21 protein-coding genes are annotated in these 20631 nt (G+C 57.5%); 9 read left to right on the top strand and 12 right to left on the bottom strand.

The window, feature by feature from the left end; all coding sequences use genetic code 11:
* Positions 1-83: 83 nt before the first annotated feature.
* The gene (gene tyrS / locus AC07UI_RS00005) at positions 84-1283 is read right to left on the bottom strand and encodes a tyrosine--tRNA ligase (RefSeq protein WP_494990524.1); all 1200 of its coding nucleotides are present in this window, start codon (positions 1281-1283) and stop codon (positions 84-86) included.
* 210 nt (positions 1284-1493) lie between these two features.
* Here tyrS and AC07UI_RS00010 point away from each other — a divergent pair, with 210 nt between their 5' ends.
* Both AC07UI_RS00010 and AC07UI_RS00015 read left to right on the top strand, forming a co-directional pair.
* A complete protein-coding gene (locus AC07UI_RS00010; protein ID WP_494990525.1) occupies positions 1494-2915 on the top strand; it encodes a peptidoglycan DD-metalloendopeptidase family protein in 1422 nt (473 codons plus the stop codon).
* Positions 2916-2918: 3 nt separating this feature from the next.
* Positions 2919-4010: an anhydro-N-acetylmuramic acid kinase gene (locus AC07UI_RS00015; protein ID WP_494990526.1), complete on the top strand. Its 1092-nt coding sequence runs from the start codon at positions 2919-2921 to the stop codon at positions 4008-4010.
* A gap of 73 nt (positions 4011-4083) precedes the next feature.
* Here AC07UI_RS00015 and erpA read toward each other — a convergent pair whose 3' ends face one another.
* Both erpA and argC read right to left on the bottom strand, forming a co-directional pair.
* On the bottom strand, positions 4084-4434 hold the full coding sequence (gene erpA, locus AC07UI_RS00020; protein WP_007906865.1) for an iron-sulfur cluster insertion protein ErpA: 351 nt from the start codon (positions 4432-4434) through the stop codon (positions 4084-4086).
* Positions 4435-4547: 113 nt separating this feature from the next.
* Positions 4548-5582, bottom strand: a complete 1035-nt coding sequence (gene argC, locus AC07UI_RS00025; protein WP_494990527.1) for an N-acetyl-gamma-glutamyl-phosphate reductase — start codon at positions 5580-5582, stop codon at positions 4548-4550.
* Between the two features lie 134 nt (positions 5583-5716).
* Here argC and hemJ point away from each other — a divergent pair, with 134 nt between their 5' ends.
* The 5 genes from hemJ to coq7 all read left to right on the top strand — a co-directional run bounded on the left by hemJ (position 5717) and on the right by coq7 (position 9401).
* A complete protein-coding gene (gene hemJ / locus AC07UI_RS00030) occupies positions 5717-6148 on the top strand; it encodes a protoporphyrinogen oxidase HemJ (RefSeq protein ID WP_494990528.1) in 432 nt (143 codons plus the stop codon).
* Between the two features lie 34 nt (positions 6149-6182).
* The gene (locus AC07UI_RS00035) at positions 6183-7151 is read left to right on the top strand and encodes an NAD(P)H-dependent flavin oxidoreductase (RefSeq protein WP_494990529.1); all 969 of its coding nucleotides are present in this window, start codon (positions 6183-6185) and stop codon (positions 7149-7151) included.
* Between the two features lie 267 nt (positions 7152-7418).
* A complete protein-coding gene (locus AC07UI_RS00040) occupies positions 7419-8207 on the top strand; it encodes an SDR family NAD(P)-dependent oxidoreductase (protein ID WP_494990530.1) in 789 nt (262 codons plus the stop codon).
* 80 nt (positions 8208-8287) lie between these two features.
* On the top strand, positions 8288-8626 hold the full coding sequence (locus AC07UI_RS00045; RefSeq protein WP_494990531.1) for a histidine triad nucleotide-binding protein: 339 nt from the start codon (positions 8288-8290) through the stop codon (positions 8624-8626).
* A gap of 127 nt (positions 8627-8753) precedes the next feature.
* Positions 8754-9401, top strand: coding sequence for a 2-polyprenyl-3-methyl-6-methoxy-1,4-benzoquinone monooxygenase (gene coq7 / locus AC07UI_RS00050; RefSeq protein WP_494990532.1), 648 nt, complete (start codon positions 8754-8756; stop codon positions 9399-9401).
* A gap of 65 nt (positions 9402-9466) precedes the next feature.
* Here coq7 and speD read toward each other — a convergent pair whose 3' ends face one another.
* Together speD and AC07UI_RS00060 are read right to left on the bottom strand one after the other, a co-directional pair.
* Positions 9467-10261: an adenosylmethionine decarboxylase gene (gene speD, locus AC07UI_RS00055; protein WP_494990533.1), complete on the bottom strand. Its 795-nt coding sequence runs from the start codon at positions 10259-10261 to the stop codon at positions 9467-9469.
* Positions 10262-10499: 238 nt separating this feature from the next.
* Positions 10500-10922 carry an OsmC family protein gene (locus AC07UI_RS00060; protein ID WP_494990534.1) on the bottom strand — a complete coding sequence of 141 codons (423 nt, stop codon included), beginning with the start codon at positions 10920-10922 and terminating at the stop codon, positions 10500-10502.
* Between the two features lie 238 nt (positions 10923-11160).
* Between AC07UI_RS00060 and crp the strand changes: the two genes are divergently transcribed.
* Positions 11161-11805, top strand: a complete 645-nt coding sequence (gene crp / locus AC07UI_RS00065; RefSeq protein ID WP_494990535.1) for a cAMP-activated global transcriptional regulator CRP — start codon at positions 11161-11163, stop codon at positions 11803-11805.
* Here crp and AC07UI_RS00070 read toward each other — a convergent pair.
* The 4 genes from AC07UI_RS00070 to AC07UI_RS00085 form a co-directional block, all read right to left on the bottom strand.
* Entirely contained in the window at positions 11802-12503 is a 702-nt protein-coding gene (locus tag AC07UI_RS00070; protein ID WP_494990536.1) for a lipoate--protein ligase family protein, read from the bottom strand. The two genes, crp and AC07UI_RS00070, sit on opposite strands and share 4 nt — an antisense overlap.
* Positions 12504-12580: 77 nt before the next feature.
* The gene (gene trpC, locus AC07UI_RS00075; RefSeq protein WP_494990537.1) at positions 12581-13417 is read right to left on the bottom strand and encodes an indole-3-glycerol phosphate synthase TrpC; all 837 of its coding nucleotides are present in this window, start codon (positions 13415-13417) and stop codon (positions 12581-12583) included.
* A complete protein-coding gene (trpD, locus tag AC07UI_RS00080) occupies positions 13414-14463 on the bottom strand; it encodes an anthranilate phosphoribosyltransferase (protein ID WP_494990538.1) in 1050 nt (349 codons plus the stop codon). Before trpD ends, trpC begins: the two co-directional genes overlap by 4 nt.
* Before the next feature lie 9 nt (positions 14464-14472).
* On the bottom strand, positions 14473-15066 hold the full coding sequence (locus tag AC07UI_RS00085) for an aminodeoxychorismate/anthranilate synthase component II (RefSeq protein WP_494990539.1): 594 nt from the start codon (positions 15064-15066) through the stop codon (positions 14473-14475).
* A gap of 410 nt (positions 15067-15476) precedes the next feature.
* Here AC07UI_RS00085 and estP point away from each other — a divergent pair, with 410 nt between their 5' ends.
* Complete coding sequence (estP, locus tag AC07UI_RS00090; protein ID WP_494990540.1) at positions 15477-17387, top strand: esterase EstP; 1911 nt, start codon at positions 15477-15479, stop codon at positions 17385-17387.
* 149 nt (positions 17388-17536) lie between these two features.
* Here estP and trpE read toward each other — a convergent pair whose 3' ends face one another.
* The 3 genes from trpE to rpe form a co-directional block, all read right to left on the bottom strand.
* A complete protein-coding gene (gene trpE / locus AC07UI_RS00095; protein WP_494990541.1) occupies positions 17537-19012 on the bottom strand; it encodes an anthranilate synthase component I in 1476 nt (491 codons plus the stop codon).
* A 70-nt stretch (positions 19013-19082) separates the two neighbouring features.
* Positions 19083-19901, bottom strand: coding sequence for a phosphoglycolate phosphatase (locus AC07UI_RS00100; protein WP_494990542.1), 819 nt, complete (start codon positions 19899-19901; stop codon positions 19083-19085).
* A complete protein-coding gene (gene rpe, locus AC07UI_RS00105) occupies positions 19898-20572 on the bottom strand; it encodes a ribulose-phosphate 3-epimerase (protein ID WP_494990543.1) in 675 nt (224 codons plus the stop codon). The genes AC07UI_RS00100 and rpe overlap by 4 nt, the downstream gene beginning before the upstream one ends.
* Between the last annotated feature and the right edge of the window lie 59 nt (positions 20573-20631).

Here is a 20631-nt window from a genome sequence, read left to right on the forward strand (position 1 = left end):
CAAGGAGTTTTCCGTTTCGACTGCGCCGGAAGTGGGGCGAATTATAGGCTTCCAGATTCTGCCGTCAAGGGTTAATTGACGCTTTATTCAGGCTTTAGCGTAATACGCGCAAAAGCCTTCTTACCAGCCTGACAAACATGGGTCGCACCCAATGCATATATATAGGTACGATCAACCACCTCACCATCTATACGCACACCACCAGAACCAAGAAGGTCGCGCGCCACTGCCGAATTCTTCACCAGGCCCGCCTTATTAAGGACGGCGGCAATCGGCATATCTTCGGCAGCAGTCAATTCGATCTCAGGCAGATCATCCGGCAACTCACCATCCTTCATGCGATTGCCAGCCGCGCGATGAGCATTCGCCGCGGCCTCTTCACCATGGAAGCGCGCTACGATTTCTTCAGCCAGCTTGATTTTTATGTCACGAGGATTGGCGCCAGCCTCTACATCAGCCTTAAATACGGCAATCTCATCCATCGAGCGGAAGCTCAGCAACTCGAAGTAGCGCCACATCAGCGCATCCGGAATAGACACCAGCTTGCCATACATCACGCCTGGCGCTTCCTGAATCCCGACGTAGTTGCCCAGAGACTTGGACATCTTCTTCACGCCATCCAGACCTTCAAGCAAAGGCATGGTGAGGATGCACTGCGCCTCCTGCCCATAAGAACGCTGCAACTCGCGCCCCATCAGCAGATTGAACTTCTGATCTGTACCGCCCAGCTCGACATCGGCACGCAGCGCCACCGAGTCATACCCCTGAACCAGCGGATAAAGGAACTCATGGATCGCGATCGGCTGATTGGTCGAGTAACGATTGTTGAAGTCGTCGCGCTCAAGCATGCGCGCTACGGTGTACTGCGAGGTGAGACGAATGAAATCCGCCGGCCCCATCTTGTCCATCCAGGTGGAGTTGAACGCCACCTCGGTCTTGGCCGGATCAAGAATCTTGAATACCTGACTCTTGTAAGTCTCGGCATTTTCGAGGACCTGCTCACGAGTCAACGGAGGACGCGTTACGCTCTTGCCGCTCGGATCACCAATCATTCCGGTGAAGTCGCCTATCAGGAAAATCACCTGATGCCCCAAGTCCTGGAACTGACGCAGCTTATTGATAAGCACCGTATGACCCAGGTGCAAATCCGGCGCGGTCGGATCGAAACCAGCCTTAATACGTAGTGGCTGACCACGCTTGAGCTTTTCGACCAGCTCGGACTCGACCAACACCTCTTCCGCACCACGTTTGATCAGCGCTAGCTGTTCTTCAACCGACTTCATAACAGACCCGCAAGGCTCAGATTCAAAGGGAACCAACCATACAAGATCGCGGACTAATTACAAGTTTTGCCCGGCGTACGGAGGCCAATCCACGAACAGAGTGTCCGCGGGCTTGCTTCACAGATGATTTGGTTATATTTTATACAGTTATTTCATCTTCATCATGTCATTCATCTTTTCCAATTCATCTTTATCAAAGTCAAATTACCTATGCTCACAGAACCGACTAAGGCGCCGCCGCTTTATCCGAAGACCCACCTGCTCGCCGCAAGTGGTATTGCCGCTCTTCTCAGCCTGGCGCTCCTGGTATTCCCTTCAAGCGATGTAGAAGCCAAAAGAACGACTCTGAGTCTTGACCTGGAAAGCCCGGTTCAGCAACTGACACAAGATCAAGACGCTTCCGATGCGGAACAAGCCACAAATGAAGCGCTAGCGCCCCCATTTGCACAAATCGAAAACAGCCCCGAAGACAGCAAGGAAACCGCTCAGGCACGGCCTGTTCCAGCGGTTGTAGAAGAGAAAAAACCCCCTCTTCACAGGGAAGTTATTGTTGCCAAAGGCGACACGCTCTCCACACTGTTCGAGAAAGTCGGTCTGCCAACGACATCGGTGCATGAAGTCCTGGCCAGCGACAAACAGGCCAAACTGTTTACTCAGCTCAAGCACGGCCAGAAACTCGAGTTCGAATTGAGCCCCAATGGCCAGTTGAACAACTTGCACAGCAAGGTCAGCGACCTGGAAAGCATTAGCCTGACCAAAGGTGCCAAGGGCTTTGCTTTCAACCGTGTCACCACCAAGCCCACAGTACGCTCCGCCTACGTTCATGGCGTGATCAACAGCTCGCTCTCGCAATCCGCCGCACGTGCCGGTCTGTCTCATAGTCTGACCATGGATATGGCCAGCGTGTTCGGCTATGACGTCGACTTCGCCCAGGATATTCGTCAGGGTGACGAATTCGATGTGATCTACGAACAAAAGGTCATCAACGGTAAAACCGTCGGCACCGGCCCGATCCTTTCCGCACGCTTCACCAACCGCGGCAAGACGTACACCGCCGTGCGCTACACCAACAAGCAAGGCTCCAGCAGCTACTACACCGCTGATGGCAACAGCATGCGCAAAGCCTTTATCCGTACTCCCGTGGACTTCGCCCGCATCAGCTCGCGCTTCTCCATGGGGCGTAAGCACCCGATCCTGAACAAGATCCGCGCCCACAAAGGTGTCGACTATGCAGCCCCTCGCGGTACGCCGATCAAGGCCGCCGGTGATGGCAAGGTTCTATTGGCCGGCCGCCGCGGTGGCTACGGCAACACCGTGATCATCCAGCACGGCAATACCTATCGCACGCTCTATGGCCACATGCAGGGCTTCGCCAAAGGCATCCAGACTGGCGGCAACGTCAAGCAGGGCCAGGTTATCGGTTATATCGGCACCACCGGGCTCTCCACTGGTCCACACTTGCACTATGAGTTCCAGGTCAACGGTGTACACGTCGACCCGCTGGGCCAGAAGCTGCCAATGGCCGACCCGATCGCCAAAGCGGAACGTGCGCGCTTCCTGCAGCAAAGTCAGCCGCTGATGGCGCGGATGGAGCAAGAGAAAGCCACCATGCTGGCTTCGAGTAAACGCTAAGTCATGGCGCTCTATATAGGTGTGATGTCCGGGACCAGCCTTGATGGCCTGGATATCGCGCTGATCGAGCAAGCACCGGCGATCAAGCTGATCGCCACGCATTACATCCCCATGCCTGAAACCCTGCGCGCCGAGATGCTTGGCTTGTGTGCCAGCGGCCCGGACGAGATTGCCCGCTCCGCCATCGCCCAGCAGCACTGGGTGCAACTGGCCGCTCAGGGCATCCGCACCCTCCTCGCTCAACAGAAACTGAAGCCTGAAGATATTCGAGCGATTGGCAGCCACGGGCAAACCATTCGCCATGAGCCTGCACGGGGCTTCACTGTCCAGATCGGCAATCCAGCCCTGCTGACCGAGCTCACCGGCATCACCGTCGTCAGCGACTTCCGCAGCCGTGACGTTGCCGCTGGCGGGCAGGGCGCTCCGCTGGTTCCAGCCTTCCACGAAGCGCTGTTTGATGAGCGTGCAGGCAATCGCGCAGTGCTGAATGTCGGCGGATTCAGCAATCTCAGCCTGATCGAGACTGGCAAGCCCGTCGCGGGCTTTGACTGCGGCCCCGGAAACGTTTTGCTTGATGCCTGGATTCACTCGCAGCGCGGCGACAACTTTGATCGCGATGGCCAATGGGCCGCCAGTGGGAAGGTAGGGCCCGCGCTGCTGAAAGCCTTGCTCAGCGACCCCTTCTTCCTGGCCAAAGGCCCAAAGAGCACCGGTCGTGAAGTATTCAATCTTGAATGGCTCCAGCAGCATCTGCGCTGCCTGCCAGAGTTTTCCGCCGAAGACGTGCAAGCGACACTGCTTGAATTGACCGCACTGACCATCGTCGAGTCATTACAAGCAGCGCAAAGCGGGACGCAAGAGCTGCTGGTCTGCGGCGGTGGCGCCCACAACGCAGCATTGATGAGCCGCCTCGCCGCCCTGCTGCCAAACACCAAAGTCAGCAGCACCGCTGCTTACGGCGTAGACCCGGACTGGGTCGAAGCCATGGCGTTTGCCTGGCTGGCCCATTGCTGCCTGGAAGGCATTGCAGCCAATCGCCCCAGCGTCACCGGTGCTCAAGGCTTGCGTGTACTCGGTGCTATCTATCCCGCTTGATCGATAGACAGCAAAACGCCGCAGAGCTCTGAAGCCATGCGGCGTTGAGTGAAACGGGTACAGCGCTGATCGATCAGATCGAGAACGAAGAACCGCAACCACACGTCGTAGTGGCATTCGGGTTCTTGATTACGAAACGAGAACCTTCCAAACCTTCCTGATAATCCACCTCGGCGCCTGCCAGGTACTGGAAGCTCATCGGATCGACTACCAGACTGACGCCTTCGCGCTCAACGATGGTGTCGTCATCGGCCACTTCTTCATCGAAGGTGAAGCCGTATTGAAACCCTGAACAACCGCCGCCCGTAACGAATACGCGCAGCTTCAAGCGATCATTACCCTCTTCATCGACCAGGCTCTTTACCTTGTGCGCGGCACCGTGGGTAAATTGCAAAGCCGTGGGGGTGAAGGATTCGACGCTCATGCTGACTATCTCCCGGCGTTACGCCGCCATAATGCGTGATGACGCGCATTATCCGCTTCTCCTAGAAAAGCGGTCAACTATTGTTATGGTATAGCAAGTAGGAGATAACTCCCTTACGGCAGCATCCCGGCGTGGGACAGGCCCAAGCGCTCATCCAGACCGAACAGGATGTTCAGGTTCTGTACCGCCTGACCCGACGCTCCTTTGACCAGGTTATCGATCACCGACAACACCACCACCAGATCACCGTCTTGTGGGCGATGAACGGCGATACGGCAGACATTGGCGCCGCGTACGCTACGGGTTTCCGGATGACTGCCCGCTGGCATGACATCGACGAATGGCTCATTGGCATAGCGTTTTTCAAATAACGCCTGCAGATCCACCGACCTGTCCACAACGGTCGCGTAGAGCGTCGAGTGAATACCACGAATCATTGGCGTCAGATGCGGGACGAAGGTCAGGCCGACATCCTTGCCGGCTGCGCGACGCAGTCCCTGGCGAATCTCAGGCAAATGACGATGCCCTTTGACCGCATAGGCCTTCATGCTTTCGGAGGTCTCGGAATACAGCGAACCAACGCTGGCACCGCGACCGGCGCCGCTGACACCCGACTTGCAGTCAGCGATCAAGCGTGTGGTATCTGCCAGCCCAGCCTCAAGCAATGGCAGGAAGCCCAATTGCGTGGCCGTTGGATAGCAACCCGGCACCGCAATCAGGCGCGCCTGTTTGATTTGCTCGCGATTGACTTCAGGTAAACCGTAAACGGCTTCTTCCAGCAGCTGTGGCGCGCCATGAGGCTGGCCGTACCACTTGGCCCATTCATCAGCATCCTGCAAACGGAAGTCTGCCGACAGGTCGATAACCTTGGTGCCCGCTGCCAGCAACTCGCCCGCCAATGCATGAGCAACACCGTGCGGTGTGGCGAAGAACACCACATCACAGGCAGCCAATGTCTCGATGTCCGGCACGCTGAACGCCAGGCCGTCGTAATGGCCTCGCAGGTTCGGGTACATGTCGGCAACGGCCAGGCCCGCCTCGGATCGGGAAGTGATCACTACCACTTCAGCTTGCGGATGCTGTGCCAACAGACGCAACAGTTCGACACCGGTGTAACCCGTGCCGCCGACGATACCGACCTTGACCATATACCTGCCCTCAACGAACCACTGGAAAGCCGTCGATAATAGGGGCCGCGCAGGCCTGCGACAACCGTCAAGGTGACGTACGGAGGCTCAAGCCTCTACTATTCGGACTACCGTGAACCTGGGAATAACTAAAAATGCTGTATCTGTGGCTCAAAGCTTTTCACATTATCAGTCTGGTCTGCTGGTTTGCCGGCCTGTTTTACCTGCCGCGACTATTCGTCTACCACGCGCAAAGTGAAGACAGCGTTAGCAAAGAGCGCTTCAGCATCATGGAGCGCAAGCTATACCGCGGGATCATGGGCCCGGCGATGATCGCCACGCTGGCATTCGGGATCTGGCTGATAAGTCTCAACCCGAGCACCTACTTCGGCCAAGGCGCCTGGATGCACGCTAAGTTGACCCTCGTGGTAATCCTGATTGGCTACCATCATATGTGCGGCGCACAGGTAAAACGCTTTGCCCGCGGCGAAAACACCCGCAGCCACGTTTTTTATCGCTGGTTCAATGAAGTGCCTGTTCTGATATTGCTGGCAATCGTAATTCTGGTCGTTGTGCGGCCGTTCTAAATCCTACTAGTCGCAACTATTCGGGGTACTTTCAATGTCGCTGCCCGCCCTGCTAGAAGAACGCTTGCGTCTGCCTGTCGTGGCAGCGCCGATGTTCCTGATTTCCAACCCGCAGTTGGTACTGGCTTGCTGTCGTAACGGCGTGGTCGGGAGCTTTCCCGCTCTCAACCAACGTGAAAGCAGCGGTTTCAAAGCCTGGCTCGAGGAAATTGAAGCAGGACTGGCGGCGCTGGAAAATCCTGCGCCCTATGCCGTGAATTTGATCGTTCACCATAGCAACCCGCGGCTTGAGGCGGATCTGGCGATCTGTATCGAACACAAAGTGCCGATTGTCATCACCAGCCTCGGCGCGGTGAAAGAGCTCGTCGATGCGGTACACAGTTATGGAGGGCTGGTGTTTCACGATGTCACAACTCGTCGCCACGCTGAAAAAGCCGCTGAAGCTGGCGTGGACGGATTGATTGCGGTCGCCGCCGGTGCTGGCGGACATGCCGGGACCTGGAGTCCGTTCTCACTGATTGCCGAAATCCGCCAGTTCTTCGACAAGACCCTGCTACTGGCCGGTTGCTTGAACCACGGCCACGAGATTCTTGCCGCACAACTGCTCGGTGCGGATCTGGCGTATTTCGGCACACGCTTTATTGGCACAACCGAAAGCCACGCACCTGAAGCTTACAAAGAGATGCTACTGAGCTCCAAGGCCGCCGACATCATTCACACCCCAGCGGTGTCCGGCGTCCCCGCAAGCTTCATGCGCCAGAGCCTGGTAAATGCCGGTTTCGATTTGGGGGTGCTGCAGGGCAAGGGTGAGGTCAACTTCGGGTCGAAACTCAAGCCCCTCAGCGACGAAGCCAAAGCCTGGAAAACCGTTTGGTCGGCTGGCCAGGGGGTAGGTGAAATTGATGATCTGCCCAGCGTCGATCAATTGGTGGCACGCCTGGACGCCGAATACCGCAGCGCGCAAGAGCTTGCCACGCGATTGCCAAAACGCTGGCCGCGCTGAGGCCGTTGGACAGCACAACAGTCAAAGCGCTGTCTTCACTCTGGCTGGTCTTGCTTGCCGCGGTGCTCATCGACGCAATCGCTGGCGGCCTTACACTCTCAAAGATGAGTACGAGAGCAGCTCGCCGAGGAGCTACGAAAACATCGAACCAGCGACAGATGCAGCCCAATCAGCTCAGCCCCCTGTAGACTCTGCGCAAGAATGAAAAGCGCTCTGCGCCTGTGACACCTTTGTCCCAGGTGCGAAGCCGTTGCGATGGAGATTTGCATGACCCGTTACGCTCTGATCACTGGTGCTTCCAGCGGCATTGGCCTGGCCATGGCCGAAGCGCTGGCAAGACGTGGCCGCAGCCTGATTCTGGTGGCCCGCCAACGTGATCAGTTGGAAAGCATTGCGATAGAACTGACCCAGCGCTTTGGCGTGGAAGTATTGTTCCGTGCCTGCGACCTCGGAGAGCCGCTGCGCCTCTCCGGCTTTTTGCTGGAGCTTGAAGAAGGTGACCGTCAGATTGATTTGCTGGTCAATTGCGCCGGCATCGGCACCTGCGGTCCGTTTCTGGCCCAGGACTGGATGACGGAACAAGACCTGATCGAAGTGAACATTCTCGCCCTCACCCGTTTGTGCCATGCCGTTGGCAACACCATGGCTCTTTATGGTGGCGGGCAGATTCTGAATGTCGCATCGATCGCGGCCTTTCACCCAGGCCCCTGGATGAGTACGTACTACGCCAGCAAGGCATATGTCCTGCATTTCTCGGAAGGTCTGCGCGAAGAGCTGAAAAAATGCGCGGTAAAGGTATCGGTGCTCTGCCCTGGGCCGACGCGCACTGCCTTCTTCCGCACCGCTCAGCTCGACGCAAGCAAGCTGGAAAGCAGCAAACTGCTGATGAGCCCCGAGGAGGTTGCGCTCTACACCGTACGCGCTTTGGAAAAGAACCGCGCAATCATTATTCCCGGGCGTCGCAACCGCTGGCGCGCCTTTGTTCCACGCCTTGGCTCACGCTGGCTCATACGAAAAATTGCCGGTGTCATCAACAAGACTTACTGCCCGCGTTAACTCACAACCATGTAAAGGGCTGGGCGCAGGCAGGTCACCTGAGTACACTCAGCCCGGACCAACACAACGGAGCAACAGCTGTGGATACTCTGTTCACCAAGATCATCAACAGAGAAATACCCGCGAAGATCATCTACGAGGATGACCAGGTACTGGCCTTCCACGATATTGCCCCACAGGCACCGGTACACTTTCTGGTCATTCCGAAGAAACCGGTCCGCACGCTTAACGACCTCACAGAGGATGACAAGGCGCTGGCTGGACATATGCTGTTCACCGCCCAACGTCTGGCCAAAGAACTTGGCTGCGAAGCAGGCTTTCGTGTGGTCATGAACTGCAATGAGCTGGGCGGGCAGACCGTCTATCACATTCATATGCACGTGCTCGGCCAGCGTCAGATGCACTGGCCTCCGGGCTGATTGCTCTAGAACCCACCTTTGCCGCACACCCTTCGCACCATTGCAGCCAAGGGTGTGCTGATCCAGCGCAGGCTTCGCCTCATCGATTGGGGTAAACTGGCCACCGTGATTCTTCCCGGAGGTAAGCATGACTACCCAACGTCACTACTCGCCGATTGACCGTCTTTTGCTGCAAGCCGACGCGGCCATGCGCACCCTGCTGCCTTTCAGCGGCCAGCCCTATCGCCCTTCACCGGCCATCGTGCAGCCTGACGCGCAGTTGAGCGATGCGGACGCCCGGCACGTTGCCGGCCTGATGCGCATCAACCATACCGGCGAAGTCTGTGCCCAGGCGCTGTATCAGGGCCAGGCCCTGACCGCCAAGCTGCCGCAGGTGCGGGCCGCGATGGAGCATGCCGCCGAAGAAGAGATCGACCACCTGGTCTGGTGCGAACAACGCATCCGCCAATTGGGAAGCCATACCAGCCTATTGAACCCGTTGTTCTACGGCATGTCGTTCGGCATTGGCGCGGTTGCCGGGCTGATCAGCGACAAAGTCAGCCTCGGCTTCGTGGCCGCGACTGAAGATCAGGTATGCAAACATTTGAATGAACACCTGGAGCAACTGCCTGCCGAAGACGAGAAGTCCCGGGCAATTCTCGAGCAGATGCGCATCGATGAAGAGCTGCACGCCGAAAGCGCCCTGGATGCCGGTGGTTTCCGCTTCCCGGCGCCAGTCAAGTTCGGCATGAGTCTGATGGCCAAGGTCATGACCAAGAGCACCTATCGGATCTAGTCTGTAACCAAAACTGCGGGCACAAAAAAGGGCGCTGAATTAGCGCCCTTTTTTTGCTTGGCAGATCAGCTCGACATGTTGCGAGCGTAGAAGATCTCCAGCATTTCGTGCTTCACCCGCTCAGTAACCTGAGCGCGCTGTTCGACCGACAAGTTGCTGGTGGCGTCGCCGAACAGGTAGTTATCCAGTTCGAAGTTCTTGAGCAGCATCTTGGTGTGGAACAGGTTCTCTTGGTACACATTCACGTCGGTCATCTGGTAACCGTCGCGGGTGTCCTCGGAGAGGTAATTCTGAATCGAGTTGATCTCGTGATCGATGAAGTGCTTCTTGCCTTCAACATCACGGGTGAAACCGCGCACGCGGTAATCCACGGTAACGATATCCGAGTCGAACTGGTGAATCAGATAGTTGAGCGCTTTAAGCGGTGAAATAACCCCGCACGTCGACACATCGATATCCACACGGAAAGTCGCGATACCGTCCACCGGATGAATCTCCGGATAGGTATGTACGGTGATGTGGCTTTTGTCGAGGTGAGCCAGGATGGTCTCGGGCAGTGGCCCCGGGGATTCTTCGATCTGGCTGTCGGTAGGTGTCACCGGCTGCTCGGAAATCAGAATGGTCACGCTGGCGCCTTGCGGATCGTAATCCTGACGGGCGATGTTCAGGATGTTGGCACCAATGATATCGACAACATCGGTAAGAATCTGCGTCAGGCGTTCGGCGTCGTACTCTTGGTTGATGTACTCGACGTAAGCCTGTTGGTCCTGCGGGGTTTCCGCGTAGCAGATGTCATAGATGTTGAAGCTCAAGGTCTTTGTCAGGTTATTGAACCCGTGGAGCTTGAGTTTGCTTTTCACCGTTAAAAACTCTCTTTGTATTGCGGCCCGGCCGCGTGATCAAGCATGCCCGTCAGATGCGAACGACGCACCTGCGTAGGACGGTTAACACCTCTTCGCGATGGCGATTTTGGTTGTCTGCTCGGGCAAGTGACCTGCCTTGAAAGCGATCACTGCCCTGAAAAAAGTGGCGCATTATGCAGACCTCGGCCAATGATCGCCAGAGTCTGCACTGCTTTTATGATACTTGAATGTCGATTCAACCGAGTTCGACAATCTCATAGTCGTGAGTAATGGCGACGCCGGCGGCACCGAGCATGATCGACGCCGAGCAATACTTCTCGGCCGACAGCTCGATCGCGCGTTTGACCTGAGCTTCTTTCAGGGCCCGCCCCTTGACCACGAAATGCAGGTGAATTTTGGTGAAGACTTTAGGGTCTTCATTGGCGCGCTCAGCCTCAAGGAAGGCTTCGCAGCTTTCCACTGCCTGGCGAGACTTCTTCAAGATGCTGACCACATCGAAATTGCTGCAACCGCCAAGGCCCAGCAGGAGCATTTCCATGGGCCGCACACCCAGGTTGCGACCGCCGCTTTCTGGCGGACCATCCATTACGACCACATGACCGCTGCCCGATTCACCGAGGAACATGGCTTCGCCAGCCCATTGGATGCGTGCCTTCATCGCCAAGACTCCACTGCTAAAAAAGGGTCGCCAGCTTAGCACAGGGCTCAGAAAGGACAGCGTTTTGCATCCAGGTCAGAGACTGCCGCTTCCGATAGGTAAATTCCCGAATCTCTACAGAATGCGTCTGTTAAGCTGGCGCCAAATCAATGGCGTTTGGCCAGCTATTTGCAGCATCTTGCGCTCGATAAAAAAGCTAAAACGAAACCACACCGTGCAGTCTTTTCGGGATTCAACCATGGTTGCTATTACCCCCACACCCAAGATCAAGAACCTCGACAAGTTGTTGATGCACTGCCAGCGCCGACGCTATCAGGCCAAAAGCAACATCATCTGTGCTGGCGATCGTTCGGACACGCTGTTTTTCATCATCAAAGGTTCAGTCACCATCCTGATCGAGGACGACGATGGCCGGGAAATGATCATCGCCTATCTCAACTCAGGTGACTTCTTCGGTGAGCTGGGCTTATTTGAACAAGCCGGTCATGAACAGCAACGCAGCGCCTGGGTACGGGCCAAGATCGAATGTGACGTGGCGGAGATCAGCTACAGCAAGTTCCGCGAACTGTCCCGGCAGGACCCGGATATTCTCAACGTCGTCAGCGGCCAGATTGCCCAGCGCCTGCGCGATACCACGCGCAAGGTCGGCGACCTGGCGTTCTTCGACGTCACCGGCCGGGTAGCCCGTTGCCTGCTGGAGTTGTGCAAGCAACCGGATGCCATGACCCATCCAGACGGTATGCAGATCAAAGTGACCCGTCAGGAAATCGGTCGGATCGTCGGCTGTTCACGAGAAATGGTCGGGCGCGTACTCAAGGACCTGGAAGAGAGCAACCTGGTAAATGTCAAAGGCAAGACCATGGTGGTATTCGGCACTCGTTAAGCCGGCAGCAACTTCGCCAGTAGCTGTCGATACAGGGTATCCAGCCGCTTGATTGCATCCGGGGCGGCGAATTGCTCATGTAAGGCGATGTGGCTCTGAGCACGAACACGCTGTTCAAGACCACAGGCTTCATTGAAACGGTTGACCGCCGCGACCATCGACTCGCGCTCGTTGTCCAGTAACAGCGCACCGTGCACCAACCCCACCGGACGCTGGCCGCCCTTGCTCTGACGCCAACGCTGAGCGGTGCCCACCATCTTGCGACCATCGAGATTGACGTTAAAACGCCCGTCGCAGAATGCGCCGTCGACTTCTCCCAGAGAAGGTGTGCCGCCGAGTTCAGCGAGCAGCTCACAGATCGGATCGCACAACCGGCGATAGGCGACTTCGATCCGGCCCTGATCACCTTCACTGCGTGGCGGCGCGTAGACCAGTGCAATATTGATGGTTGCCGAAGATTGCGGCACCGGCTCACCACCGGTCTCACGCAACAACACCGGCCAGCCGCTGGCGGCCAGCTCAATACTTGCCGCCTCAAAGCCTGGCAGGCGGCTCAAACGTCTGGGCATAACCAGCGCTCGATCACTCGGCTGCCAGAACAACAGGCCAAACTCGAGTTCGCCAGCGCAAACAGAGGCCAGCAAATCCTGCTCGGCGCGCAAACCGGCTTCAACGGTCAAGGCAATGGGCTGAGTCATGGCAGTACGAATCCTTTGCAATGGCGCACGTATGTATAAAAAAAGCCGGCATCGCCGGCTTATTCACTCAATCAGGTTTAGTCGAGAGTGGAGCCGCTCACCGGCACACCACGCTCAGGGAAAAACAACCGTTGCAGCTCAGTCCCTGGATTCTCCGCGCGCATGAACGCCTCGCCAACCAGGAACGAATACACTTCGCTGATTTCCATCAGCTCGACATCGGCACGATTGAAGATGCCACTCTCGGTAATCACCAGGCGATCACGCGGGATACGCGGCAGTAGATCCAGGGTGGTTTCCAGGTTGACGTCGAAAGTATGCAGATTGCGGTTGTTAACGCCCACCAGCGGTGTGTCGAGGGTTTTCAAGGCGCGCTCCAGTTCGTCACCGTCGTGCACTTCAACCAGCACATCGAGGCCAACGCTTTTCGCCACGGAGGCCAGCTCGGCCATTTTCACGTCATCCAGAGCGGAAACGATCAACAACACGCAATCAGCGCCCAGCGCCCGGGCCTCAACGATCTGATACGGATCGACCATGAAATCCTTGCGGATAACCGGCAACTTGCACGCTGCCCGCGCCTGTTGCAGATAAGCGTCGGCACCCTGGAAGAAATCGATATCAGTGAGCACTGACAGGCAAGTCGCGCCGCCTTTCTCGTAGCTCCTGGCGATATCTGCCGGCACAAAGTTCTCGCGGATCACGCCTTTGCTTGGCGAGGCCTTTTTGATCTCGGCAATCACTGCCGGGTGTTTGAGCTTGGCCTGGGCGATCAGCGCCTTGGCAAAACCGCGAGGCGCATCAGCTACCTTGGCCAGTGCTTCCAGCTCGGCAAGCGTCACGCGAGCGCTGCGCTCAGCGACTTCTTCAACCTTGCGCGCGAGAATCTTTTCCAGAACCGTCGGCACACTCATCCTTCATTCTCCATCTTGAATACCGCGGTGAACGCGCCCAACTCTTCGAGCTTCTCCCGAGCCAGCCCGGTGTGCAGTGCATCGTGAGCCAGGGCAACACCCTCTTTGAGGCTACTCGCATGATCGGCGGCATACAGCGCGGCGCCGGCATTGAGCACGATCATTTCCGCAGCTTTGTGGCCGTTCTCGGTTTTACGACGCCCAAGGGCATCGCGAATCAATTCAAGCGACGCCGCCGGGCTTTCGACCACCAGGCCGAACAGACTCTGACTTTTTATACCAAGGTCTTCAGGCTGGACCCAGTACTCGGTTATTTCGCCATCTTTCAGTTCAGCAACAAAGGTCGGTGCCGCGAGGCTGAATTCGTCCAGACCATCCTGGGAATGCACCACCAGCACATGCTTGCTGCCCATACGCTGCAATACTTCGGCCAATGGACGGCACAACGCCTGAGTAAACACGCCAACCACCTGATGCTTCACGCCGGCCGGATTCGTAAGCGGGCCAAGCATGTTGAACAGCGTACGCAGGCCCAAATCGCGGCGCGGCCCGGCGGCGTACTTCATTGCGCCGTGATGGGACTGAGCGAACATGAAGCCGATGCCGACGTTATCGATGCAACGGGCTACTTGAACGGGTGTCAGGTTCAGGTAGATGCCGGCTGCCTCCAGCAAATCGGCACTGCCGCTTTTTCCGGAAACCGCACGGTTACCGTGCTTGGCCACAGTACAACCGGCCGCGGCGACCACGAACGAGGCCGCTGTCGACACGTTGAAAATGTTCGCGCCGTCACCGCCGGTGCCGACCACATCGACCACGCCATCGAGGGTTTTCAGTTCGACCTTGTCCGCCAGCTCACGCATGACCGACACCGCCCCGACGATTTCGTCGATGCTCTCGCTTTTCATGCGCATGGCCATCATAAAGGCGCCGATCTGCGCGTCAGTGCATTGCCCGGTCATGATCTCGCGCATGACATCGCGCATCTCATCAGTACTCAGGTCCAGGTGGCCGACGATACGGCTCAGGGCAGTCTTGATATCCATGGAAAGTCCTTAGCGCGTGCCGCCGCTCTGTTTGAGGAAATTGGCGAACAGCTCGTGGCCCTGCTCGGTGAGGATCGACTCCGGGTGAAATTGCACACCCTCAATGTTCAGCGTTTTGTGGCGAAGGCCCATGATCTCGTCGATGGAGCCGTCTTCACATTGCGTCCAGGCAGTCAGTTCCAGGCAATCGGGCAGGGTTTCGCGCTTGACGATCAGCGAGTGATAACGCGTAACCGTCAGCGGATGATTCAAGCCTTCGAACACACCCTTGTCCTCGTGGAATACCGGGCTAGTCTTACCATGCATGACTTGACGGGCGCGCACCACATCGCCGCCAAAGGCCTGGCCGATGGACTGATGTCCAAGGCACACACCCAGAATGGGCAACTTGCCGGCGAAGTGCTTGATGACTTCCAGGGAAATGCCGGCTTCAGTTGGAGTGCACGGGCCTGGGGAGACAACGATGCGCTCGGGTTTGAGGGCTTCGATTTCGGCAATGGTGAGTTCATCGTTACGCACCACTTTGACGTCTGAACCCAGCTCGCCGAGGTACTGCACAACGTTGTAGGTAAAAGAGTCGTAGTTATCGATCATCAGCAACATGTGGGTTACAACCTCTTGAATTCACTGACTTTTAATACGGCCTTCGTATGATTTACCCGCAGCGTCTCCCGCTCTGTCAGTCGCTGGACTTCAACCAGCACAAGCGGTGTTTTACACGGGCAAAGAAGGCAAATCGGTACAGGTCCGGCCGGGCCGGCAGAGAAAAGTTAGGCGCGCCAACGCCAACGGGCGTGGGCCTTAACAACTCGCATCAAGAGTTTGCTGACGATCAACACAGGGAAGGTCTCATTCATACGTCCCGGCACAGTAACTTAGCTGAGCAGAGGGTGCAATATGGCGCAGCCCAAGCCTGAACAAACAATCGATGCGGCCTTTGGCCATAGCTTAAGCGCAAAAGTTTTTGGTACTGTCGTTTCGTTCTCTACAACAATAAATAAATGGACTTGCTCATGATCAAACAGACGTTGTTCGTACCGCTCGCCGGCTGTCTTCTCGCGCTGGTTTGCGCTCAAGCGATAGCGGCTCCCTCCCCCTATTCCAAATTCATCGTGTTCGGCGACAGCCTGAACGATGCCGGGCAGTTCACCGATCCGGGTGGCCCGGCCGGTGCGACGTTGCGCTTCACCAACCGCACCGGCCCGATCTACCTGGATGGCAGCGGTGAAATTCGCGCCGCCAATTCGACGCAGCTGCTGGGGGGAAAACTGGGGTTTTCGCCTGACCAGACGGCTGCCTCGACCTCGGCAGTACGCGCCAACCAGGGCCTGCCTGACGGCAACAACTGGGCTGTCGGCGGCTACCGCACCGACCAGATCCTCGACTCGATCACCACCACATCAGACACAGGCGAACGCAGCCGCGCGGGTTACCTGCCGACGAATAACTTCCGCGCCGACCCGAATGCACTGTATTACCTCTCGGGCGGTGGCAACGACTTTCTCCAGGGTCGAGTGACCAGCCTTGACGGGGCTAACGCCGCCGCCGATCGCCTGGTCAGCAGCGTGCAAACCCTGCAACAGGCCGGTGCCCGCTACATCATGGTCTGGCTGCTGCCAGACATCGGACTGACCCCGGCTATCAACGGCACACCGCTGCAAGCGTTCACCTCCCAGCTCAGCGCCCAGTTCAACACCGAACTGGTGAGCCGACTGCAGAGCGTCAACGCCGAGATCATCCCGCTCAACATTCCGCTGCTGCTTAAAGAGACGTTCGCCAACCCGGCACAGTTCGGCTTGGCCACCGACCAGAACCTGACCGCCACCTGCTTCAGCGGCGACAGCTGCACCGAGAACGCCCGGTACGGCATCAACAGTGCCACCCCTGACCCGACCAAGCTGATCTACAACGACTCGGTCCACCCGACCGAAACGGGGCAACGCCTGATTGCCGATTACGCCTACTCCCTGCTGGCCGCGCCATGGGAGCTGACGTTGCTGCCGGAAATGGCCCAGGGCACCCTACGCGCGCATCAGGATGAATTGCGCAACCAGTGGCTGGCTGACTGGGAAAACTGGCAAGGCGTTGGCCAATGGCGAGCAATTGTCGCTGGTGGCGGCCAACACCAGGACTTCGACACCCAAAGCAGCGGCGCAAGCGCCGACGGCAACGGCTACAACCTGAACATCGGCGGCAGCTACCGTCTCGATGAAGCCTGGCGCGTCGGTGTGGCTGCCGGTTTCTACCATCAGAAGCTTGATGCAGGTCAGGACGACTCGGAATACAAACTCAACACGTACATGGGCACAGCGTTCGCCCAGTACCAGCAGAACCGCTGGTGGGCTGACGCCGCAATGACCGCCGGGCATCTGGACTACGACAGCCTCAAGCGCAAGTTCGACCTTGGCGTTAACGAACGCGGGGAAAAAGGCGATACCAGCGGCTATGTGCTGGGCATCAGCGGTCGCCTGGGTTACGACATCGCGCAACAGGCAAGCAGCCCATGGCACCTTTCGCCGTTCGTGAGCGCCGATTTCGCCAAGGTAAAAGTCGATGGTTACTCGGAAAATGGCACCGACGCTACTGCGCTGACGTTCGATGACCAGTCCCGCAACTCCAGGCGCCTTGGCGTCGGTATCCAGGGCAAGTATCAGGTTACCCCGCAGACGCAAGTGTTTGGCGAGTTTGCCCACGAACGCGAGTACAACGACGACACCCAGCACCTGACCATCAACCTTAACAGCCTGCCGAACAACCGGTTCACCCTGGCCGGTTACACCCCGCAGACCAACCTGAACCGCCTCAACCTGGGCGTGAGTCACAAACTCACTCAGGACGTGGCACTGCGGGCCAGCTACAACATCCGCAAGGATGACGACTTCACCCAACAAGGCATCAACGTGGGTGTCAGCCTGGACTTCTAAAGGGCAAACGAAGGTTGTTGCCTGGACGGTCGACAAGATCAAAAGATCGTCCGAACGCGGCCCGAACCTCCGGCAGCTCCTACATGGGGAATTGAAGGCAATAAAAAACGCGGCGCCCTCGCAGGCACCGCGTTTTTTATGGATCAGCGTTAAGGCGTCTGTTCGGCGAGGGCAACAGCGCGAAACATTGCGCGGCGCTTGTTCAGCGTCTCTTCCCACTCCAGCGCAGGCACTGAGTCAGCGACGATACCGCCACCGGCCTGCACATGCAGTTCGCCGTTTTTGATCACCGCCGTGCGAATCGCAATCGCGGTGTCCATGTTGCCGTTCCAGGCGAAATAACCCACCGCGCCGCCGTAAACGCCGCGCTTGACCGGTTCCAGTTCATCGATGATTTCCATCGCACGGATCTTCGGCGCGCCGGACAAGGTGCCCGCCGGCAGAATCGCCCGCAGCGCGTCCATTGCCGTCAGGCCCGCTTTCAGTTGGCCGGTAACGTTAGAGACGATATGCATGACGTTGGAATAACGCTCGATGACCATCTTCTCGGTGAGCTTCACTGATCCGATTTCCGAGACCCGGCCAGTGTCGTTGCGACCCAGGTCAATCAGCATCAGGTGCTCGGCGATTTCCTTGTCATCGGACAGCAAGTCTTCTTCCAGCGCCAGGTCGGCCTCTTCATTGGCCCCGCGTGGGCGGGTGCCAGCGATGGGCCGGACGGTGATCAGATTGTCTTCGACCCGTACCAACACTTCCGGCGAGCTACCGACGACATGGAAGTCGCCGAAGTTGAAGAAGTACATATAAGGCGTCGGGTTGAAGCAACGCAGCGCCCGATACAGATCAATCGGCGCCGCCTTGAAGTCGATGGACATGCGTTGCGACGGCACGACCTGCATGCAGTCACCGGCGAGGATGTATTCCTTGATGGTGTCCACCGCCCGCTCGTAATCGTCCTGGGTGAAGCTGGAACGGAATACGGGATCTGCGGCCTGTTGCTTGCTGAAGTCCAGACCGCGACGCGGGGTGATCGGCTGGCGGAGTTTTTCCAGCAGCTCTTGCAGGCGCGCCTGCCCATTCTCGTAAGCGTTTTCCTGGGAAGGATCAGCCAGGACAATCGCATGCATCTTGCCAGCGAGGTTGTCGAACACCACCACGGCATCGGAAACCATCAGCAGAATGTCCGGTACGCCCAGTGGATCCGGGTTCGGGCATTTACCCAAACGCTTCTCCACATAACGCACGCAGTCATAGCCGAAGTACCCCACCAGCCCGCCGTTGAAACGCGGCAATCCAGCGATGCTCGGCACGTTGTAGCGTGCCTTGAACGCTTCAACGAATGTCAGCGGATCTTCGGATTCATGGCTTTCGATCTCCACACCATCGTGGGTGACACTGATGTGATGATCATGGACACGCAACACGGTGCGGCATGGCAGGCCGATGATCGAATAACGCCCCCACTTCTCACCGCCCTGCACGGACTCCAATAGATAGGAGTTCGGCTGATCGGCCAGTTTCAGGTAGATCGACAGCGGTGTGTCGAAGTCGGCAAGGGTTTCACAGGCAAGCGGGATGCGGTTGTAGCCGGCAGCGGCCAAACGCAGGAATTCTTCGCGGATCATGAGTAGCCTCGTGGCTTGAGGGTCTAACGGTCAGTAATGCAAACACGCCGGATAGCCGGCCAGAATCAAGTCAGACGCGCCAACGCCAGCGGGCCAGGGCCTTGATGACTTTCATCCAGAGCTTGCGAGTGACCACCACGATGGAATCTCTTGGAGGGGGTTGAGCAACGTCGGGCAACGTTATCTCAGCGGCAGGATCCAGGCAACCGGGAATTAAAAAGCGCAGATCATCGATCACCAGCGCCGGCGACTCTTCGGCAATCGGTCGACCGTGATTGTAGCCATAGCTAAGCGCGACACACTTCACACCTGCCGCTTTCGCCGCCAGTACATCGCTGCGCGAATCACCGATGAACAGCGATTGGGAGGCTGGCACGTTGGCCATTTTCATCACGAAAAACAGCGCCGCAGGATCGGGTTTCTTCTGCGCCAAGGTGTCGCCGCCGATGATCCAGCGGAAATACCGGCCGATCTTCATCTGATCCAGCAGCGGCGCGACAAAACGCTCAGGCTTGTTGGTGATCAGGGCCATTTCCACACCCTGTTTGTGCAGCCATTTCAAGGTTTCGCGCGCGCCGGGGTAGACCACGGTCAGTTCATGACCGTCCGCATAGGCCTCCATGAAAATCTCCAAAGCCTGTTCGGCTTCGGCATCGTCGACGTCAGCATGATCAATGCTTTCGGCAAGCGCGCGACGAACCAGCACTTGCACGCCGTTACCGACCCACTCACGCACAGGCTCAATACCGACGGGCGAGCGTCCCAGTTTGAGCAGCATGTTATCCACAGCCACCGCGAGGTCAGGGACCGAATCGATCAACGTGCCATCCAGATCGAACATCACCAGCCGTGGCAAACGCCCGGGAAACAGCTGCTCAAAGCCATTCATGGGCGAGCCAGTGCCAGTTCGGAACGCATCTTTTCAATTACCTCCTGGTAATTCGGAGCATTGAAGATCGCCGAGCCAGCGACGAAGGTGTCAGCACCCGCCTCGGCGATTTCGCGGATGTTGTTGACGTTCACCCCACCGTCGATTTCCAGACGAATGTCACGCCCGGACGCATCGATCAGCGCCCGCACTTCACGCAGTTTGTCGAGGGTGGCGGGAATGAACTTCTGCCCGCCAAAGCCCGGGTTGACGCTCATCAGCAGGATCATGTCGACCTTGTCCATCACGTACTTGAGTACGTCCAGCGGGGTCGCCGGGTTGAACACCAGACCCGCCTTGCAACCGCCTTCGCGGATCATTTGCAAGGAACGGTCGACATGCAGTGTGGCTTCCGGGTGGAAGGTGATGTAGGTCGCACCGGCTTCGATGAAGTCGCCGATAATGCGATCCACCGGGTTGACCATCAGATGCGCGTCGATTGGCGCGGTGATGCCGTATTTGCGCAGCGCGGAACAGACCATCGGGCCGATGGTCAGGTTCGGCACGTAGTGGTTGTCCATGACATCAAAGTGGACGATGTCGGCGCCAGAGGCGAGAACGTTATCCACTTCCTCACCCAGACGGGCGAAATCGGCGGAGAGAATCGACGGAGCAATAGCGAAGGGCTGCATGACGCACCTTTTCTGAGCAGAATCACGATGGCGCGCATTGTATACCTCATGCTTTCCAA

The sequence above is a fragment of the Pseudomonas sp. GW821-FHT04C07 genome, from assembly GCF_059420325.1.

Bases quoted from the DNA above. Each gene is read 5' to 3' on its own strand.
- AC07UI_RS00035 (WP_494990529.1), top strand. From the start codon at position 6,183: ATGTCGCTGCCCGCCCTGCTAGAAGAACGCTTGCGTCTGCCTGTCGTG.
- AC07UI_RS00010 (WP_494990525.1), top strand. From the start codon at position 1,494: ATGCTCACAGAACCGACTAAGGCGCCGCCGCTTTATCCGAAGACCCAC.
- estP (WP_494990540.1), top strand. From the start codon at position 15,477: ATGATCAAACAGACGTTGTTCGTACCGCTCGCCGGCTGTCTTCTCGCG.
- coq7 (WP_494990532.1), top strand. From the start codon at position 8,754: ATGACTACCCAACGTCACTACTCGCCGATTGACCGTCTTTTGCTGCAA.
- crp (WP_494990535.1), top strand. From the start codon at position 11,161: ATGGTTGCTATTACCCCCACACCCAAGATCAAGAACCTCGACAAGTTG.
- argC (WP_494990527.1), bottom strand. From the start codon at position 5,582: ATGGTCAAGGTCGGTATCGTCGGCGGCACGGGTTACACCGGTGTCGAA.
- erpA (WP_007906865.1), bottom strand. From the start codon at position 4,434: ATGAGCGTCGAATCCTTCACCCCCACGGCTTTGCAATTTACCCACGGT.
- tyrS (WP_494990524.1), bottom strand. From the start codon at position 1,283: ATGAAGTCGGTTGAAGAACAGCTAGCGCTGATCAAACGTGGTGCGGAA.
- hemJ (WP_494990528.1), top strand. From the start codon at position 5,717: ATGCTGTATCTGTGGCTCAAAGCTTTTCACATTATCAGTCTGGTCTGC.
- rpe (WP_494990543.1), bottom strand. From the start codon at position 20,572: ATGCAGCCCTTCGCTATTGCTCCGTCGATTCTCTCCGCCGATTTCGCC.
- AC07UI_RS00015 (WP_494990526.1), top strand. From the start codon at position 2,919: ATGGCGCTCTATATAGGTGTGATGTCCGGGACCAGCCTTGATGGCCTG.
- AC07UI_RS00100 (WP_494990542.1), bottom strand. From the start codon at position 19,901: ATGAATGGCTTTGAGCAGCTGTTTCCCGGGCGTTTGCCACGGCTGGTG.
- AC07UI_RS00040 (WP_494990530.1), top strand. From the start codon at position 7,419: ATGACCCGTTACGCTCTGATCACTGGTGCTTCCAGCGGCATTGGCCTG.
- trpE (WP_494990541.1), bottom strand. From the start codon at position 19,012: ATGATCCGCGAAGAATTCCTGCGTTTGGCCGCTGCCGGCTACAACCGC.
- trpC (WP_494990537.1), bottom strand. From the start codon at position 13,417: ATGAGTGTGCCGACGGTTCTGGAAAAGATTCTCGCGCGCAAGGTTGAA.
- AC07UI_RS00085 (WP_494990539.1), bottom strand. From the start codon at position 15,066: ATGTTGCTGATGATCGATAACTACGACTCTTTTACCTACAACGTTGTG.
- AC07UI_RS00060 (WP_494990534.1), bottom strand. From the start codon at position 10,922: ATGAAGGCACGCATCCAATGGGCTGGCGAAGCCATGTTCCTCGGTGAA.
- AC07UI_RS00070 (WP_494990536.1), bottom strand. From the start codon at position 12,503: ATGACTCAGCCCATTGCCTTGACCGTTGAAGCCGGTTTGCGCGCCGAG.
- trpD (WP_494990538.1), bottom strand. From the start codon at position 14,463: ATGGATATCAAGACTGCCCTGAGCCGTATCGTCGGCCACCTGGACCTG.